12 protein-coding genes and 1 pseudogene are annotated in these 18172 nt (G+C 61.3%); 9 read left to right on the forward strand and 4 right to left on the reverse strand.

The features are described 5' to 3' along the window. Nucleotides 1-69 precede the first annotated feature (69 nt). The 7 genes from GKC30_RS09545 to GKC30_RS09575 all read left to right on the forward strand — a co-directional run bounded on the left by GKC30_RS09545 (nucleotide 70) and on the right by GKC30_RS09575 (nucleotide 8421). Entirely contained in the window at nucleotides 70-555 is a 486-nt protein-coding gene (locus GKC30_RS09545; RefSeq protein ID WP_155934458.1) for a ferritin-like domain-containing protein, read from the forward strand. A gap of 100 nt (nucleotides 556-655) precedes the next feature. After that, nucleotides 656-2398 carry an aldehyde ferredoxin oxidoreductase family protein gene (locus tag GKC30_RS09550; RefSeq protein WP_155934460.1) on the forward strand — a complete coding sequence of 581 codons (1743 nt, stop codon included), beginning with the start codon at nucleotides 656-658 and terminating at the stop codon, nucleotides 2396-2398. A 90-nt stretch (nucleotides 2399-2488) separates the two neighbouring features. Then, nucleotides 2489-3127 (forward strand): hypothetical protein, encoded by a 639-nt coding sequence (locus tag GKC30_RS09555; RefSeq protein ID WP_155934462.1) that lies wholly within the window; start codon nucleotides 2489-2491, stop codon nucleotides 3125-3127. A gap of 36 nt (nucleotides 3128-3163) precedes the next feature. Then, complete coding sequence (locus tag GKC30_RS09560) at nucleotides 3164-4021, forward strand: hypothetical protein (RefSeq protein ID WP_155934464.1); 858 nt, start codon at nucleotides 3164-3166, stop codon at nucleotides 4019-4021. A 710-nt stretch (nucleotides 4022-4731) separates the two neighbouring features. After that, the gene (locus GKC30_RS09565) at nucleotides 4732-5874 is read left to right on the forward strand and encodes an iron-containing alcohol dehydrogenase (protein WP_155934466.1); all 1143 of its coding nucleotides are present in this window, start codon (nucleotides 4732-4734) and stop codon (nucleotides 5872-5874) included. Next, nucleotides 5874-7112, forward strand: coding sequence for a two-component system sensor histidine kinase NtrB (locus GKC30_RS09570; protein WP_155934468.1), 1239 nt, complete (start codon nucleotides 5874-5876; stop codon nucleotides 7110-7112). The genes GKC30_RS09565 and GKC30_RS09570 overlap by 1 nt, the downstream gene beginning before the upstream one ends. Continuing rightward, the gene (locus GKC30_RS09575; RefSeq protein WP_155934470.1) at nucleotides 7078-8421 is read left to right on the forward strand and encodes a sigma-54-dependent transcriptional regulator; all 1344 of its coding nucleotides are present in this window, start codon (nucleotides 7078-7080) and stop codon (nucleotides 8419-8421) included. The genes GKC30_RS09570 and GKC30_RS09575 overlap by 35 nt, the downstream gene beginning before the upstream one ends. Nucleotides 8422-8497: 76 nt before the next feature. On the opposite strand, the gene GKC30_RS09580 is transcribed toward GKC30_RS09575, so the two are convergent. Together GKC30_RS09580 and GKC30_RS09585 are read right to left on the reverse strand one after the other, a co-directional pair. Further along, the gene (locus GKC30_RS09580) at nucleotides 8498-11326 is read right to left on the reverse strand and encodes a cache domain-containing protein (RefSeq protein WP_155934472.1); all 2829 of its coding nucleotides are present in this window, start codon (nucleotides 11324-11326) and stop codon (nucleotides 8498-8500) included. Between the two features lie 302 nt (nucleotides 11327-11628). Continuing rightward, on the reverse strand, nucleotides 11629-13254 hold the full coding sequence (locus GKC30_RS09585) for a glutamate synthase-related protein (RefSeq protein WP_155934474.1): 1626 nt from the start codon (nucleotides 13252-13254) through the stop codon (nucleotides 11629-11631). A gap of 496 nt (nucleotides 13255-13750) precedes the next feature. Between GKC30_RS09585 and hslU the strand changes: the two genes are divergently transcribed. Both hslU and GKC30_RS09595 read left to right on the forward strand, forming a co-directional pair. Further along, nucleotides 13751-15127, forward strand: a complete 1377-nt coding sequence (gene hslU / locus GKC30_RS09590) for an ATP-dependent protease ATPase subunit HslU (protein WP_155934476.1) — start codon at nucleotides 13751-13753, stop codon at nucleotides 15125-15127. Between the two features lie 20 nt (nucleotides 15128-15147). After that, entirely contained in the window at nucleotides 15148-15948 is an 801-nt protein-coding gene (locus tag GKC30_RS09595; RefSeq protein ID WP_155934478.1) for an arginase family protein, read from the forward strand. A 96-nt stretch (nucleotides 15949-16044) separates the two neighbouring features. Here the strand turns inward: GKC30_RS09595 and GKC30_RS15020 are convergent, their stop codons facing one another. Both GKC30_RS15020 and GKC30_RS15225 read right to left on the reverse strand, forming a co-directional pair. Beyond that, on the reverse strand, nucleotides 16045-17175 hold the full coding sequence (locus tag GKC30_RS15020) for an autotransporter outer membrane beta-barrel domain-containing protein (RefSeq protein ID WP_231117108.1): 1131 nt from the start codon (nucleotides 17173-17175) through the stop codon (nucleotides 16045-16047). Between the two features lie 126 nt (nucleotides 17176-17301). Beyond that, nucleotides 17302-18108 (reverse strand): annotated as a pseudogene (locus tag GKC30_RS15225) (hypothetical protein); the annotation flags it as partial. Nucleotides 18109-18172 lie beyond the last annotated feature (64 nt).

The raw sequence follows: 18172 nt of genomic DNA on the forward strand, positions 1-18172 counted from the left end.
GGTTGGAGCGGCCCTGCCGAAGCCGTTTCCTTTGTCCGGCAACACACAAGCACCATCACGGGGTATGCCATGGCTCATTTTTTCAGCGCCAGCGAAATTGCGAATATCGCCATAGAGATAGAGAAGAAAGGTCGGGAGTTCTACTTGCAGGCCGCGGAAAACGTCACAAGTCCCCGCGTCAGGGAGATCTTTCGGTATCTTGCCGATGAGGAGGCGAAGCACGAGGAGTTCTTCCGCAGCATGGTTTCGCGCCTTGGCAAGGTGGGCATTCCGGCCTGGGCGACGCAGGACGAATACATGCAGTATCTTTCCGCCCTCATCGAATCGCACATGCTCTTCAATGATCTGGCGCGGCAGTACATGATCCAGGCTGGGGACGAGCTGGAAGTGCTCAGGATGGCAATGAATTTCGAGAAGGACACCATGCTTTTCTTTCTTGAGATGAAGGAGCTGGTGCCTGACTCGGAGAAATCCGCCGTGCAGCAATGCTACGAGGAGGAACGTCGGCATCTCAAGGAACTCGGCAAGGTGAGCGCACAACTGGGCGCAGAGTGAAGGCGGCCGAAATTTATGGCGTCGGCCGCCCTCAGGATATGCGCGGTCTCGACTGCATCAGGTGGCCGGGTCGATTTTCAACAGTCATCAGGAGGACACAATGGACAGAATTATCAGGATCGATGTTGGAGCACCCGGCGGCCCCAGGGTCACGGAAGAGGGCCTTGGCAAGTATGCCGGTTTTGGCGGACGCGCCCTGACCTCGGCTATTGTCTGCGCCGAGGTCCCTCCGACCTGCCACCCGCTTGGCCCGGAAAACAAGCTGGTCATCGCGCCCGGCCTGATGGCGGGTTCTGCTGCCAGCACCTCCGGCCGCCTCTCGGTGGGCTGCAAGAGCCCCCTGACCGGCGGCATCAAGGAAGCCAATTCGGGGGGCCAGGCCGCGCATTATCTCGGTCGGCTCGGAATCGCGGCCATAGTGCTCGAAGGGGAGCATAACGGCTCGGATCTTTACAAGATCACCGTCAACACCGACGGGGTCAAGGTGGAGGTGGACAAGAGCCTGGCCCTGCTGCCCAACTATGCCTTGTGCGAAAAGCTCAAGGAAACCTGCGGCGACAGCGTGGCCGTCATCTCCATCGGGCCTGCCGGCGAAAGGAAGATGTCCAACTCCACCATCGCCGTCACCGACCCGGAATTCCGTCCCTCGCGCCATGCTGGCCGCGGCGGTGTCGGCGCGGTCATGGGGTCCAAGGGCGTCAAGGCCATCATCGTCGATCCCGCAGGGACCAAGATGCGCAAGCCTGTTGACCCGGAAAAGTTCAAGGCCGCCAACAGAGCCTTTGTCGAGGGGCTCAAGCGCCACGGAGTCACCGGCCAGGGGTTGCCCGTATACGGCACCAACATCCTGACCAACGTACTCAACGAGGCAGGCGGCTACCCCGCCTACAATTTTGGCCAGGGTCAGTTCGACAGGGCCGCGGACATCAGCGGCGAGACCCAGGCCGCCCTGGAAGACGAGCGGGGCGGACCGGGCTCTTCCACCCACGGTTGCCACCGGGGATGCAGCATTCAGTGCTCGGGCACCTATTACGACAAGGACGGCAACTACCTGACCAAGCAACCCGAGTATGAGACCGTCTGGGCCCACGGGGGCAACTGCGGCATCAGCGACCTTGATGTTGTCGCCAAGCTCGATTTTCTGGACGACAATTACGGATTCGACACCATCGAGATGGGCGTGTCCATCGGTGTGGCCATGGAGGCCGGAGTCATCGAGTTCGGCGATGCCGAAGGCGCCATCCGCCTTGTGGAGGAGGCCGGCCAGGGCACTCCTCTTGGCTGCATCCTCGGCGCGGGAGCGGCCACGGTGGCCCGGTGCTTTGGTGTCGAGCGCGCCCCGGTGGTCAAGGGCCAAGCCATGCCCGCCTATGATCCCCGGGCGGTCAAGGGCATCGGCGTTACCTACGCCACCTCGACCCAGGGGGCGGACCATACCGCCGGATACGCGGTCGCTCCCAACATCCTGAAGGTCGGAGGAGACATTGATCCCCTTTCTCCCGAGGGCCAGGCAGACGTTTCACGCAATCTTCAAATTGCGACGGCGGCTCTGGATTCCACGGGTTTCTGCCTCTTCGTCGCCTTTGCCATCCTCGATCAGCAGGACACCTTCGACGCTATGGTCGAAACCATCAACGCCATGCACGGTCTCAGCCTTACCGGCGATGACGTGGTCGAGCTGGGAAAAACCATCCTGCGCATGGAGCGCGGGTTCAATGCTTCCGCCGGTTTCACCAAGGAACACGACAGACTGCCCTCCTACTTCACCCGGGAACCTTTGAAGCCCCATAACGTGGTCTTCGATGTTCCGGGCGAAGAGTTGGATCAAGTCCACGCCTTCTAACCACCCTCAGCCTTCCCCGGTCCCGGGCGGATCTTCCGCCAGGGGCCGGGGCCTGCTGAAAGGCAACCCACAGGATGGAGGGTGTGTTTCGTGAAGACGCACGGTGGCGGGAATGACGGCGGCGTTGCGGGCGCAGTCGTGGAATTCAGGACCTCGCGGCCTGAAATCTTCGACTTTCTCCTTCAGGAGGGTTTCCAGGTGAGTTTTGTCGACAGGTGCACCATCAGGGAGTTCCTGTGTTGTCAGTTGGCCCTGTGCGGGGACTATACGGAGAAGAACATCCAGACAATTTTTCTCAACAGCAGGCCTGTGGATGACGTGGATGCGGCGGTCCTGCGCGGGGACGACCGCCTGGCACTGTCTGCGGCCATGCCCGGCCTGGTGGGGGCCACCATGCGCAAACGAGGGTTTTTCGCCAAGATGCGGCACTCCATCAGCCATGATTCCGCAGGTGGGGATGACAGGGCTGCGGGCAGGGGAAAGCGGTGCCTGATCCAGGTGAAGCTGTTCAACCTGCTGGCCAGGGATCTGGCGCGGGATTTTCTTGCACGCGGGATATTTTTCCCTGTGGAACGGCTATGCACATTGCTCGGCCGTCGCCCGGTCCGATTTTTTGCCGATCTGAATGCGGTGAGTGTGAACGGCGAACCACTCGATTCGCCAAAAGAGATGGAGGATCGTCTGCGGCCCTTGTCCGGTTGCGTGCAGCTCAGACTGCTCGGCGACTGATGCCTGGAACCGCTTTGGCGACACCGAGGAGGCGCTATGTTTGAGTCCTCATTTGCGAGCGAGATCAGTGGAATGCCCGGCCTGTTCTCCGTCCCGGACAGCAAGGGGTTCTTCGAGGCTTCCCGCCCCGGCAGGGAGTTCCGACAATTGCGGATCGGCACCTACCTGCTTTCGAACCTCTTTGCCGCATCCTTCATGGGCAGATCGGGTTTCGTGAAAGACAAGGATCTCGTCGGATTGAGCCGGAACAAGAGAGTCGCTTTTACCGGCGAGACTTTTGATCAGTGGGATCTCGATGTTCTCCTTCATTGCGCCATGCGCTCCCCTGGTGCGCGGGGCGCGGCCGGGAAGGTGCAGGTCGACGCGGCGGCCCTGCTTCGAGAAGCAAGGCTCCGCAACTCCGAGGAGAACAGGGAGCAGGTCTATGCAAGCCTGTTTCGCTTGCACACCGGCTCGTTGTGCATAGAAGGCGATGGCTACCGATCCATGACCCGACTCCTCGACCGAGTGCTTCTTGACCAGACCAAGGAGCGCTGCCTTGTCGAGGTGAACCGCGATATTGTGAATGCACTGAGTGCGCAGCGGAGCTGGTACAGGGCCTTTGACAGCCGTTTCGCCTTGCGGCGCAACGGCTTGGCCAAGTGGCTCCAGGGGGTGGTCCTGGCGTTCTCGGGCGGCTTCAAAGCCGATATTCCCAGTCTGCACACGCTGTGCGGCATGAGCAGCCGCACCCGGTACATCTTTCCCAAACTGGTTGTGAAGGCCCTTCACGCCATGGAAGAAGCCGGTATCGTCGATTCCTGGCAGGTCGAGGGAGGCAGGGTCGTGGTCCTGCCACGAAACCGTCAGCGGTCCGACGGCGCATGCGGGGTCATCACCTTCGGCTCCTTTTAGTCCGGGGGCGACAGCCCCATGACTCGGCAGGCCAGTCAGGACTCTGTCATCGGGGCCGGCGTGGGCTGCGCCTACTGAGTGCTGCGGATTACGGCCCAGGGCCTGCGAGGATATGCGGCGTCTCGCCAGAGACCTGATCGGCTTCTACAGGACGCCGCCGCCCTGGGAAACAGGAAACTCCCGGGGTGTCATCAGCAGGACATCGACCGACCGTGGACGGCCAGCCATGGCTTTGCAGCCCGACGCATGGCTCCCTGGCGACGTATGCTTTCCGGTACGCTGCCTCCCCCTTTCCGACCCGGAAAAACGGCACCATTGCAATACCCGGCAAACGTCTTATATTGCATTCAGTCGCCGCCTTGCAGGTGTTACAATAATGTCAAAAGTGGCGCGGAAAGCGGCGTTGACAACCCCCTGGGTATATGAATAGCCAATAACAAGACGCAATGTGAGTGTCGCGGGGAAACTGCATGATTCCGGTTGTTCTTGATGCGTCGCATCCCGTATGGTTGGACAGCTGCTGCATGGTCGCCTGGGTCAAATGATGACCCGCTGTGCAGGGGCTGTCCGGGGAGGCCATATGGTGGAGGAGATTGGGGCGAGTCGTTCCAATGGGTACGGGGATGATGCAATGTCGGTGGCCCTTCATGGTGTCGGGCCCGGAGCCTTAAACACGGTTGTCAAGCCGGGCAACTTTGGTGGTACGTGTGATGCTCAGTACGAAATTCGCCATACCGGATGTCATTTTCGGTCGCGGCGCTATCACCCATCTGGCGCAATGCGCCAAGCGGGTAGGTGCCCAACGGGTGTTCTTTGTCAGCGACAAGGGTGTTGAAGATGCCGGCTGGGTCGGATTGGTCAAGGGAATCCTGAGGGCCAACGGGCTGGAGTGCGTGTATTTCAACGATGTCAACTCCAACCCCAGGGACACACAGGTCCAACAAGGGGTCGAAGCCTACCGCGAGGGGGAGTGCGACGTTGTGGTCGCCATCGGGGGCGGCAGCCCCATGGATGCGGCAAAGGGCATCGCCACCATTGTAGGCAACGGGGGGGAGATCAGGGACTACGAAGGAGCCAACAGGATCATGCGGCCCCTGCCGCCCATGATCTTCATCCCCAGCACCGCCGGAAGCAGCTCCGACATCTCGCAGTTCTGTATCATCACCGACATAAAGAGACGAGTGAAGATGTCCATCATCAGCCGCTCGTTGGTGCCGGGCATATCCATCATCGATCCGCAGCTCCTGGTCACCCAGGACCGTAGCCTGATCCTCGCCTCGGGCATCGACGCCCTGGCCCACGCCATTGAGTCCTATGTGTCCAGGCTCGCCTCGCCGTTCACCGAGCTGCATGCCCGCAACGCCATCCGGCTGATCATTGACAATCTCATCCCCGCAGCCGAGGATAAGGACATACAGGCTCTGGAGCAGCTCTCCATCGCCAGCACCTCTGCCGGAATGTCCTTCAGCAACGCGGGGCTGGGAGATCTGCATGCTCTGGCCCACGCCCTCGGCGGGGTGTGCGACGTGCTTCACGGCTGGGTTCATCCGACGCTTCTGCCCTCGGTCATGCGTTACAACATGCCGTCGTGCATGGCGAAGATGGGGGATATCGGCCGATTGATCGCCTTAACTGACACGGCTTCAGACAGGGAGGCCGCCCACATGGGGATCGAAAGGCTCGAGCGGCTTTTTGGGGAGTTGAATCTCAATACCAAGCTGCGGGAACTGGTGCCGGAGAAGTCCGATCTTGAACAGATATGTGCCACGGCGACCTATGATGCCTGCCACCTGACCAACCCGAGGCCCGCCTCGGCGGAAGACCTCATGTCCATTTGCGAGGAAGCCTGGTAATGACTGCGGCAACCACTCTGAGCGACCTCATCGGCATCGAGCACTCCAAGCTCGGGTTTTTTCAGGAGCTTCAGCAGACCGTGACCAAGCTCCAGCAGTCCAACAGGGAGCTGGAGGAGCAGCGGCGCGAGATTGCGGCCATTATCGACGGCATAACCGATGTGATGATGGTCCTCTCGGAGGATCTGCGGATTCTTTCGGTCAACAATGAGTTCCATAAGCTTTTTCCCGAGGGCAACCCCATCGGCAGACATTGCTATGAATTGTTCCGGCACAGTGGCATAGCCTGCCCGGAGTGCCCGGCGTTCCGTTCCATCTCCACCAACACGGTCTGCAAGGAGACCGCGGTGTTTCGGATAGGAGACTGCAACCACCAGTTCGAGATGCTCGCCTCGCCGCTGAAGAGCCCTGGCGGGGAAGAAAACAGGGTGTTGATCTTCAAGCGGGACGTGACCATGGAGAAGGAGCTTCAGGCCAAGTATTACCAAGCCGAGAAGATGGCCACGGTCGGCACCCTGGCCACTGGCATCGCCCACGAGGTCAACAATCCGCTCATGGCCATTTCCGGCTACGCGGAAGGCATCCAGCGTAGGCTGAAGAAGTACGCGGAGTGCATGCCCGAGGATGTGGCCCGCGAGTTTGTGGACTACACCGAGACCATCATCGGGGAGTGCTCGCGTTGCCAGAGAATCGTGCGGAGCCTGCTCCATTTCGGCCACCCGGAAACATCGATTTTCGGAGTGGTCAGCCTCAACGACATCATTCGGGAGAGCCTGACCATCCTCGGCTATCATCTGAAGAAATCTCGGAAGATATCCCTGAAGCTTGAGCTGGCAGAGGATCTGCCGTTTATCTTTGCCGACGAGCCGAGGCTTAAGCAGGTCATGCTCAACCTGGTGACCAATGCCATGGACGCCCTGGACGGCATGGAGGGTGTCATCACCGTCCGAACCCGCCTGGAGGGGGAAACCATGGTCGTCATGGAGGTGGAGGATACCGGGACGGGCATCGCTCCGGCCATCATGGACAGATTGTTCGACCCGTTCTTCACGACCAAATCCATGGGCAAGGGCATCGGTATCGGGCTTGCCACCTGTTATGGCATCATCAAGGACCATGACGGGGACATTGATATCCACAGCGTTGAGGGCGAGGGTGCCTGCTTCAAGGTTACAATCCCGATTCAATTGGAGAAAGAGACAGATGCAGTCTCCCTATCATGTGCTTGTTGTCGATGATGAAGAGAACATCCTCAGGCTCCTGAAAAACGAACTCAGTTCCTGCGACCGCATTGTCCACACGGCGGAAAATGCACAAAGTGCCCGCCAGGCGCTCAAGAAACAGCAATACGATGTCATCATTCTTGACATCCGTCTGCCGGATGCGGACGGGCTTGATCTGTTCGCCGAATTCAAGATGGTCACCCAGGATGTGGAGCTGGTCCTCATCACCGGGCACGGCGACATCGACAATGCCGTGGAGGCCATGCGTATGGGCGTTTTCGACTATATCACCAAGCCATTCAAGCTGGACAGGCTGGAGGTGGTCATTGAGCGCGCCTATCAGCGTGTCTGCCTGCAACGGGAAAACAGGGGCCTGCGGCACACCCAGGCGGCGACCTCGGAACGGTGCAATCTCATCGGACGTTCCGCTCCCATCCAGGAGATCAAATTTCTCATCGACAAGTTGACCCATTCCGAGGTGCCTGTTCTGATCACTGGCGAAAGCGGAGTGGGCAAAGACGTGGTGGCGCAGGCCATTCACACCCGCTCGCAGAGGGCGACGCAACCCTTTATCGTCAAGAATTGCGCCATGCTCTTTCGGGAGATGGTCCGCTCCGAGCTCTTCGGCCACAAAAAGGGTTCCTTTACCGGGGCCACGGAGGCCCACGAAGGACTTGTCGCGGTGGCGCATAAGGGAACGCTGTTTCTCGACGAGATCGGCGACTTGCCCGAGGATGTCCAGGCCTCGCTGCTTCGTCTGCTGGAGACGAAGATGTACCGGCGCATGGGGGAAAACAAGGAGCGCAGGGCCGATGTCCGCTTTTTGTTCGCGACCAATCGCGACCTGGCAAAGGCCGTTGAGGACGGCGCTTTCAACGAGGCCCTGTTCCATCGCATCAACGTCTTCAACATCCATATCCCCAGGCTGAGGGAACGCAAGGAGGACTTGCCGCTGCTCGTTGAGCACTTCCTCAACCTTCTGAGCAATGGCCGACCTGTGGCGGACATGCCGGAAAAAACCTTGAAACGCCTTTTGGCCTACGACTGGCCCGGCAATGTCCGGGAGCTGCGAAACGTGCTGGAACGGGCCCTGATTCTCTCGGACGGCAAAGCCATAACCGAGAACTGCCTACCCAAGGAGTTGCTCGACAGCGGTCAGGGCAACACGAACGCGCCGCCTCTTTCTCTTGAAAACATGGAGCGCGAGCATATCGCCAGGGTTCTCGCCATATGCCACGGAAGCAGACAAAGGGCCGCCCAGGTTCTCAACATCGGGCGCAAGACCCTGTACCGCAAGATTCAGAAATACGGGCTCGAGCCCTGAACCGACACACGCCTTTTGTTGCGGCGGCGGTGTCGTCCGGGCCGCGCTTTTCGCCACAGCCCTGTCCGGCCAGGCGTCAGCGGTTCTTGAGGACCAGGCGAAGCTGTTGGCGCATTTCCTCCCTGTCCACGGGCTTGGCCAGATAGCCGTTCATGCCCTGGTCGAGGAAGGATTCCCTGTCTCCGGCCATGGCATAGGCGGTCAGGGCGATGATGGGGATGTCCCTGTGGTAGTGCCCGGCCGCGCCGTTTCGGATGGCACGGGTGGCCTCAAGACCGTCAATGACCGGCATCTGGATGTCCATGAATACCACGTCGAAGCGGGTGGCGGACAAAGCGTCAAGGGCCTGTCGGCCATTCTCCACGGCCACCACCGTATGGCCGTCCTTTTCGAGCAATCGGGTCGTTGCCAGCCGGTTCACCCGCGAATCCTCGGCCACCAGGATGCGGCAGGGGGCGATAGGGCTATCTGTTTGTTTCCCTGGGGCCGCTTCTTTTGCAATGGCCCGGCCAAGGCCGAAGGGGATCTGGAAATGGACCGTGGTGCCGACGCCGATCTCGCTCTCGATGGACATGGTCCCGCCCATGAGTTCCACCAGCCGTTTGCAGATGGACAGCCCGAGCCCGGCGCCCTGGTGCTGGCGGCGCGTGCCTTCGCCCAATTGGGTGAAAGGCTGGAAGAGCCGGCTCTGGGCTTCGTCGGGAATGCCCGGCCCTGTGTCGGAGATGCTGAAGAGTATCCGGCATTGGGCATGCGGTTTGGCGTTGGTATCGGCCGGGGCGTCGGCCTGCTCGGAAGAAAGAAGCGACACTTGCACGGTCACGGCCCCGCCACGGGTGAACTTGAGGGCATTGCCCACAATGTTGCTGGCCACCTGCTGGAGCCGGACGGCGTCGCCGATGACCAGGGCCGGAATGTCCTTTGCGATGCGGAATTCGAGACTGTTTCCGGCCTGGGTGGCGCCGGGGCGGAAGAGTTGTTCCAAGGAGCGTAGCGACTCGCGCAGGTCAAAGGGATCGGTCAGGATCGTCAGCTTGCCCGCCTCGATGCGCGAAAGATCAAGGATGTCGCCCAGGAGCCGGGTCAGTCGCTTGGCAGCGTCCATGGCGAATCCCGCATATTGGCGCTGCTCCTGGTCCAGTTGAGTGGTTTGCAGGAGTTCGAGCATACCCTGCATCCCGCCAAGGGGGGTTCTTATCTCATGGCTCATGTTGGCCAGAAATTCGGACTTGGAGCGGCTGGCTGCTTCGGCTGCGGACTTGGCGGCCAGGAGCGCCTCCTCTGCCTGTTTGCGGACCGTGATGTCGCGCACGGCGGCCACGCGGCAGACCTCGCCCCTGAGCAGGAAGTTTCGTGCCTCTATCTCGGCCTGAAAGTACGAGCCGTCCCGCCTTCTGATTCGCGCTGTGTAGGGCGCGACCACCTCCCTGTCCATGCTCTGTCGAACGAGGCCCTGGTCCTCCTCGTGGATGAAATCGAGCAGGTTTCGTCCGAGCAGCTCATCGTGGGAGAATCCGAACAAGGCGGCCATGGAGGCGTTGAGGTCGATGGCGATGCCCCTTCGGTGGACCACGACGCCCTCGGTGGTCAGATCGGCCAGCAGGCGGTTGCGCTCCTCGCTTTCGCGCAGCCATTCCTCGGCCGTGTCCCTGGCCTCGAGCATGGCGTTGACCGAGGTGGCTATGGTCTTGAATTCGGCCAGGCCAAGCCGAGTGGGGTCAAGGCGGGTTTTATGCTTGGCTGCGCTGGACAGAAAGCCTGTCAGCTCGTCCAGTTGGCGGCTCACGCGCCCTGACAGCAGACGGGCGGCAAACAGAGCCAGGACCACAAGCAGCACGCACAGCATCGCAGCCCGAAGCAACCCGTTGAGCAGGTCGTCGTGGAGCAGTACGCGCCGTGCGGCGATTTCCGATTCCACCTCGTCCACATAGAACCCGGAGCCGATGATCCATCCCCACTCCGGGACGCCGCGGACAAAGGCGATCTTGGGCGAGGGGGCGGCACCGTCGAGCTTGTTCCACAAGTATTCCAGGAAGCCGCCGCCCGGGAGCAGCGCCTTTTCGTGCTGGAGCTGGATGATCTTGACGCCGTCAGGGTCGGCCATGTCCCATATGGAGGGTTGCCCCTGGGTGATCACGCCGTTGGTGAAGAGGGGGTCCCCCTCCATGGTGGAGCCGAAGAGATAGCCGCTTGCGCCGAAGCGGACCCTGACCAGCCAGTCCAGCGTGGTCTGCCTGAGCAGCCGGGCGTGATCCTCCACATATTCCCCGGTGCCGATTAAGCAGTCAAAAGGTTCGAAATATTTGATAAAAGCTATTTTTGGATGGTCGTTGCCCCTGGTGTCCGGCTTGGTCCAGGTGTATTCATAGAATCCCTGTCCGTGCTCACGGGCCAGGGCGATCATGTCGCGGATGACTGAGCGGCCGTCGCCGCTGCGCATGTCGAGAAGATTGACCCCTTCCAGCTCCGGCTTGTCGGTGAAGAGCAGCTCGGTGCCGTCCATTCTGGTGGCGAAGTAATAGCCCAGGCCGTCGTTGAACCGAATGGACCGCAGCGTTTCCAGCACGAGGTTCTGGAGTGCGGGTTTGTCCATGCTTCCGGCGTAGCGGTCCACCAGACTCTGGGCAATGGCAACGGCTTCAAGGGTGCGTCCGCGTACCGATTCCCTGACCCGGCCGCGGGTCAAGGCGCTCTGGTGGGCGATGTATTCCACGGCCCGATCCACCTGGTAGGTGATTTCGCTTTTGTTGCGCTCCACGAACTCAAGGCGGACCCTTGTTGCCTCGTCCTGGAAATCTCCATATTTTTCAATGGCCCACAAGATGATACCCGCGAAGGACACCAGGACGGACATGGTCGCGATGCTGAGGAAGATGATGGCTGAAAAGCTCCGCTCTCTCAGCATGACACATCCCTTGAACGGCTCTGGGCCGGAACGTCCGTGCCGTTGCCCGAGAGCCAGCGCACCACGCCGCTCCCACGGCTCGTGCCGCGACCATTGTGCGTTCGCATGTTCCTCCCCTGACGGCAGTTCCCGTTGCCCATTCGAACAGCGTTTAAAACTTAACACGAAAGCGGGCGCTCCGCCACTGTCAAGCGACAGAAACACGCAGGTCTGCCGGTTGGCCCTGCAAGACGAAAAAGCCCGGGCCAGCGGCCCGGGCTTGATCGGCGGTCGTCCCGCCTCGGGGAGAGGCTTTGGGGAGGCTACATGTCGATGATGTTCTTGGCGGTGTCGTCCATCATGTCGGTGATGAACTTGATGCCGGTCTCGCGCTCGGTTTCGCGGTTGCCCGAGGCGATGTCGGCGCGGGAGATCTCTTCGAGGGAGAACTTGCGGGCGCCGCACAGAAGCTGCTGGAGCTCGGCCGAGAGCTTGTCCACGAGGCACCAGATGGCCACTGCGCCCAAGGGCAGGTGGGCCATCTCGTTCTTGCCGACCTTCTTTGCCACATCGTGGTAGCTGGCGAAGATTTCCTCGGGGCTGCTGCCGTAGGCGGCCACTGCGGCGGGGAGCTTTTCCCAGTTGCCGCTGAGGCGTTCGCGGCGGTCGGGGAAGAGGGCTCCCTCGATGTTGGAGCCCAGGAAGCCGGGAATCATCATGGCCCGGCCCATGCAGATAAGCTTGGTATAGGGAGCGCCCATGGCCAGTGCCTTGAAGATGGTGCTGCCCTTGGTGAAGCCGCCCGCAAAGGACATGTCCACCACGCGCTTGCCGCGAGCGGCCAGTCGGGTGGCGTACTCGTGGGCCTTGGCATGGAGGAGGATGGAGGGAACGCCCCAGCTCTCCATCATGTTCCAGGGGCTCATGCCGGTGCCGCCGCCAGAGCCGTCCATGGTCAAAAGGTCGAGTTCGGCTTCGGAGGCGAACTTGATGGCCATGGCCAGGGCCTCCATGCCGTAGGAGCCTGTCTTCAGCGAGATGCGCTTGAAGCCGAGTTCGCGCAGGTACTTGACCGAGTTCATGAACTCGTCGTGGACCTGTTCATAGGTGGAGAGGTTGGTATAGCCCAGACGGCTGTGTCGGGCAAAATGCTTGATCGCGCCGCGCCTGTAGCCTTCCTCCACCTCGGGTTTCTCCGGGTCCGGGTCGACAAGGTAGCCGCGCTGCTTGAGGAACAGGGCGTAGTCGAGGCTCGAAACCTCGATCTCGCCGCCGATGTTCTTGGCCCCCTGTCCCCACTTGAGTTCGATGATGACCTTGTCGCCGTATTTCTCGGCCAGGTATTCGGCCACGCCGTTGCGGGTGTCCTCCACGTTCATCTGGACGATGATGGCGCCATAGCCGTCGTAATAGCGTCTGTATATGTCGATGCGGCGTTCCAACTCGGGGGCTTTGGTGATGCGGCCGTTGGCCAGTACGGACTCACGGTCCACGCCGACCACGTTCTCTCCCACCACGATGGGAGCGCCCACCAGGGCACAGCCCACGGCAAAGGAATCCCAGTATTTGGCGGCAATGAAGGTCGATCCGAGTGCGCCGGTCATGAAGGGCACGCGACACTTGGTCTTTTCCTTGGCACCGAAGGAGGTTTCGAGATTGACATCGGTGAAGAGCAGGTCCTGCTCGGTGTTCACCGGCCCCATGGCGCCGTAGTTGAGGCCCTGGATACGTAGCGAGTTGTAGGAAACGCCCAGGTGGGTGGTGTTGCCGCTGCCGGCGGTGACCATGCCGAAGTCACGCGGGTAGAGCATTTCGCGTCCCCGAAGCGAAGACATCCAGGTCTCGCACTTGCCCTGACAGTCGGCCCGGCACAGGGTACACAGGCCGGACTCTATGGCATTGCCGCGATTGACACTTCCGAGCACATCATTGCTTTTGAGCCAGTTCATTGGATTGATACTCCCCTTCAAAAATGTAGATTTTCGGCTGACACATTTAGCAATAACGGCGCAACTTGTCACCAATAATTATCAGGCAAAACTAAAAAAGAACAAAGTTGTAGGAAGTGTGGGTTTTTGGCCGAGACAAGCCGATGATTTTGCACTTTTGTGAAAACGCGGTGCCTGCGGGGGCGTTGCGCCGGATTGCGGCGCCGCGCACAAGCCCTTTGCCGGGGCGCTTTGACAAGGCGGCCGATCTTCGCATACTCACCGACAGGGAGGATGTCCCGGCTGCGGGCCGGAGCGCCGCCCTGATCGTGTTTTCTGTGATCGTAATCTGAGTCTGGATATAGGCAGCAATGGTCTTTTGTGCGGCAGGGCGAATCCTGGCGTGCTGTGACCGTCAATCTCGGAAGCCGTGCCGCCTTCGGGCGGCAGGGCGGAAAACAAGCCGTTGAGGGCCGGTGTCCCCTGGGGCATCCGGCAGCCGGAGGAACAACGTATCATGAGCAATCTGACTCCCCGGGAGATCGTTTCGGAGCTGGACAGGTATATCATCGGTCAGGACGCGGCCAAGCGGATGGTGGCCATTGCCATGCGCAACCGCTGGCGCCGCCAGCAGCTCGACCCCGAGCTGCGCGACGAGATCGCGCCCAAGAACATCATCCTCATGGGGCCTACGGGCGTGGGCAAGACCGAGATCGCCCGGAGGCTGGCCAAGCTGGCCAACTGCCCTTTCTTCAAGGTCGAGGCCACCAAGTTCACCGAGGTGGGCTATGTGGGCCGCGACGTGGAGTCCATGATCCGCGATCTGATGGAGATCGGCGTGAGCATGGTCCGCGCCGAGGAGACCCAGAAGGTGCGGATCAAGGCCGAAAAGAACGCCGAGGAGCGGCTGCTCGATCTCCTGCTGCCCAGGGCCAAGCCCGCCAGCAGCCCGGCAGGCTTTTTCGCAGGCACCCAGGGGGGCGGGGTGGAGCAGAAGCGGGGGGCGGAAGAGGATGCCACCCGCGAGAAGTTTCGCCAAATGTTCCGGGCGGGTCAGCTGGACGAGCGCGAGGTGGAGCTTGAGGTCAAGGTCCAGTCCGGAGCCCAGGTGGAGATCATGGCCATTCCGGGCATGGAGGAGATGGGCGCGAACCTGCAGAACGCCTTTGCCAACATGTTTCCGGGCAAGCGCAAGCAGCGCAAGATGAAGATTCGCGACGCCTATCAGGTGCTGGTGGACGAGGAGGCCGAGAAGCTGATCGATCCCGAGGCGGTCAACGAACTGGCTCGGGAACGGGTGGAGCAGCAGGGCATATTGTTTCTGGACGAGCTGGACAAGATCGCCTCGCGCCACGATCAGGCGGGCGGGGCCGACGTGTCCCGCGAGGGCGTACAGCGCGACCTGCTTCCCGTGGTCGAGGGCAGCGTGGTCAACACCAAGTACGGCATGGTCAAGACCGACCACATCCTGTTCATCGCGGCCGGGGCCTTCCACTTTGCCAAGCCCTCGGACCTGATTCCCGAGCTGCAGGGGCGGTTTCCCCTGCGCGAGGAGCTTGATTCGCTCCACAGGGAGGAATTTTATCGCATTCTGACCGAGCCGCGCAACGCCCTGACCGTGCAGTACAAGGCCCTGCTCGGCACCGAGGGCGTGACCGTGGACTTCACCAGGGAGGCGCTGGAGGAGATCGCGGCCACGGCCGAGAAGATTAACGAGGAGACCGAGAACATCGGTGCCCGCAGGCTCTATACCATCATGGAAAAGATCCTGGCCAGTCTCTCTTACGAGGCCCCGGACAAGTCGGGCCAGACCGTGGTCATCGACCGCGCCTATGTCCGCGACGAACTGGCCGGCATTGTCGAGGACCGCGACCTGTCGAGATATATCCTTTAGCCGCTTGCGCGATGTGGGCCATGAAGCGAAAGATAGCCCTGATGGGGGTTCCCCTGGACGAGAACTCGTCCTACCTGCGCGGCGCGGCCGCCGGGGCGGCCGCGGCCATCGAGGCGGTCTGGTGTGAGTCGGCCAACTTGTGGACCGAGACCGGCTTTGATCTCGGCCCGGTGCTGGAGCGGGCCGGGAATGTGGACTTCGCGGGGACGGATTCGCCAGCAGAGCGCATGGGGCGCATCGCGGAGGCGGCGCGGGATCTGGGCGGTTCCGGGCGGCTGCCCCTCTTCGCGGGCGGGGACCATTCCGTCACCTTTCCCCTGGTGCGCGGCCTGCGCGAGGCCGTGGGCGAGTTCGACATCCTGCACTTCGACGCCCATCCCGACTGCTACGAATCCTTTGAGGGAAACGCTTTTTCCCACGCCTCGCCCTTTGCGCGGATCATGGAGCAGGGGCTGTGCGCCCGGCTGGTGTCCGTGGGCATCCGCACGGCCACCGGGCACCAGCGGGAACAGCGCGAACGGTACGGTATTCAGTGGCTGGAGATGCGCCACCGGGCCGACTGGCCCGTCCTCTCGTTCTCGCGGCCGGTCTATGTCAGCTTTGACCTGGATGCGCTGGACCCGGCCCATGCGGCGGGCGTGTCCCATCACGAGCCGGGCGGGCTGACCACCCGCGAGGCCCTGGCCATCATCCAGGCCATTGACGCGCCCCTGGTGGGCGCGGATGTGGTGGAACTCAACCCCTCCCGCGACCGCGACGGGGTCACGGCCATGACCGCGGCCAAGATCATCCGCGAACTGGCCGGGATGATGCTGCGATGACCTGACCGATGCCGTCAGTGCTATTGCCGTGGCTTACAGGAAAGAAGGGCGACCAGTGATCTGGCCGCCCTTCCGTTTCGTCGTATTACAAGTGTGCTAGATGTCCCAGCCCAGACCGATGGTCAGGGCGAGGTCCGGCTCGGCGTTGTGCTGGCTGTCTATGCCGAAAGAAAGCCGGGAAAAGGTCTCGAAGCCTTCGTAGGGCCGCCACTTGGCGCCGACTCCGGCATCGCCCCAGTTCCGATCCACAGGGCCACCATCGTAATTGAAGGCGTAGAGGCCGGTCAACTGTCCGCCCATGGAGGCTCCCTTGTTCTCGAATCGATGGGACCATGCGGCCCAGCTCCAGAGGTTCAGGGATTCACTGTAGGAGTATTGCGCCTGAAGGCCGAGGCGGGCGCGGTTGCTGGTGTCTGTTCTGGAATCGAACCGGGCCGGGAAGGGGCCGCCGGATTCGGTGTAGCCGTCGATTTTCACCCGCTGCCAGTTGTACTGGGCAAAAGGCTGGAGCGCGACCCGGCTGGCAACGGGAAAGGCCCACCCAATGCGGCCATAGATGCCGAAAGCCTGGGCCTGGGTGCTGCCGCTCGACTGCGCGGAGCCGCCTGCGTTCTGGTAGCCCCGCTTCAGGTCCATGTTGACGTAATGCCAGGTGCCGCCGCCCTCAAGCCGCAGACCATACGCCTCGGGCGCATAGGCCACGAAGACGCCGGGGCCGATCAGGCTCGTTTTCTGGTTGCCGCCATGCGAAGTGTCCAGGGACCGCTTGCCGGAAAAAGCACCGCCGCCGACGCTCAGGCCGTTGGCAAGGTAGCGGGTCAGGCCAACGCCCCCTTCGCCGCCGAAATCGTCGCCAGACAAGGAGCTGTCGCTGATGACTGTGCCGACAACCCAGAGCTGGGTCCTGCCGTTCATCTCGTCGCCGCTTGACAGCCCCTCGCTAGTGTTGAGCTGGGCGCTGTGGGAGGCGTCCATCATGGAGGAGGTGATGGTCTGGCTCATGGAGGAGACAGTGGAACTCACCTGCCCCATGGAGGCCAGGGAGTTGTTGAGGGTCGCTGTGGTGATAACGCCAGTGTTGCGGGCGATGAAGGCTTCGGTTCCGTTGGGACTTGTGCCGATGCCGACTATGGTTGTGCCGTCGCCGGAAACGCCCGTAGCTTCAGTTAGCGTCCAGCCGGTCAAGTCCACTCCGTTCGCGGTCAGAATGTCCTTGAGAGACTGCATGCCCGTGCTTTCGGTCCAGCGAAAGGCCTCTTGTCCAACGTCTGTGGTGCCATATCCTACGATCACAGAGCCGTCTGAGCTTATGTCATAGCCCCAAGAGTCAACTGCTCCGCCAGGGAGGTCGCCCAATCCAACCATGCCGCCAGCCTGTGTCCACCGGAAAGCCTCCCACCCGGAAGCCGATTCGCTTGTCCCCACAATGACCGATCCGTCGTCGTTGGTTCTCCAGGCGTACGACTCGTTCCCTCCGGCCAGGAACCCCAGAGCAACCATTCCGCTGGCCTGTGTCCAGCGGAAAGCCTCTCTGCCCGTATCGGTGGTGCCGTACCCAACGACAACAGAGCCGTCTCCACTCACTCCCCTGGCAGCGGATTCAATTATCCCTCCGGGAAGATCTCCCAATGAGACCATTCCATCTTCCTGTGTCCAGCGGAAGGCTTCCCTACCGCCTGCGATGGACCCGTACCCCACCACGACCGATCCGTCCGCGTTCACGTCGTGGGCCTGGGAATTAAAACTGCCGCCTTCAAGGTCTCCCAGCCCGACCATGCCGCCAGCTTGTGTCCATCGGAATGCCTCCTGCCCTGAGGCTGAGGAGCCACTTCCGACGACCACGGAACCGTCCGAGTTAACGGCATCGGCGCCAGAATTAAGACCCCCGCCAGGAAGGTCCCCCAAAGAAATCATCCCGCCGGCCTGTGTCCAGCGGAAAGCATTAAGGGGCCCATCCACCGAGCTGGTCCCTATGACGACAGATCCGTCAGAACTCACTCCCCAGGCTTGGGACGAAAAAGACCCGCCAGGAAGGTCTCCAAGTCCCTCAAAGTCCGAAGAGGAGGCGGTGGTGCCACAACAAAATATGAACAGGATTACCGATAGAATACAGGTTGCAGCTAATTTTCCTGCGCGAGGAGAGGAGGCGGGAACAGCCATGCGAGCGTCCTTAAGGGTATGTGTATACTTATACCTGCGGTTGTGTACGAATTCAACGGTGGAT

Origin of the sequence: Pseudodesulfovibrio alkaliphilus, from assembly GCF_009729555.1 — a bacterium.
Lineage (GTDB): Bacteria > Desulfobacterota > Desulfovibrionia > Desulfovibrionales > Desulfovibrionaceae > Pseudodesulfovibrio > Pseudodesulfovibrio alkaliphilus.

Bases quoted from the DNA above. Each gene is read 5' to 3' on its own strand.
- GKC30_RS09550 (WP_155934460.1), top strand. From the start codon at position 656: ATGGACAGAATTATCAGGATCGATGTTGGAGCACCCGGCGGCCCCAGG.
- GKC30_RS15020 (WP_231117108.1), bottom strand. From the start codon at position 17,175: ATGCAGTCTCTCAAGGACATTCTGACCGCGAACGGAGTGGACTTGACC.
- GKC30_RS09585 (WP_155934474.1), bottom strand. From the start codon at position 13,254: ATGAACTGGCTCAAAAGCAATGATGTGCTCGGAAGTGTCAATCGCGGC.
- GKC30_RS09575 (WP_155934470.1), top strand. From the start codon at position 7,078: ATGCAGTCTCCCTATCATGTGCTTGTTGTCGATGATGAAGAGAACATC.
- GKC30_RS09565 (WP_155934466.1), top strand. From the start codon at position 4,732: ATGCTCAGTACGAAATTCGCCATACCGGATGTCATTTTCGGTCGCGGC.
- GKC30_RS09580 (WP_155934472.1), bottom strand. From the start codon at position 11,326: ATGCTGAGAGAGCGGAGCTTTTCAGCCATCATCTTCCTCAGCATCGCG.
- GKC30_RS09545 (WP_155934458.1), top strand. From the start codon at position 70: ATGGCTCATTTTTTCAGCGCCAGCGAAATTGCGAATATCGCCATAGAG.
- hslU (WP_155934476.1), top strand. From the start codon at position 13,751: ATGAGCAATCTGACTCCCCGGGAGATCGTTTCGGAGCTGGACAGGTAT.
- GKC30_RS09570 (WP_155934468.1), top strand. From the start codon at position 5,874: ATGACTGCGGCAACCACTCTGAGCGACCTCATCGGCATCGAGCACTCC.
- GKC30_RS09595 (WP_155934478.1), top strand. From the start codon at position 15,148: ATGAAGCGAAAGATAGCCCTGATGGGGGTTCCCCTGGACGAGAACTCG.
- GKC30_RS09560 (WP_155934464.1), top strand. From the start codon at position 3,164: ATGTTTGAGTCCTCATTTGCGAGCGAGATCAGTGGAATGCCCGGCCTG.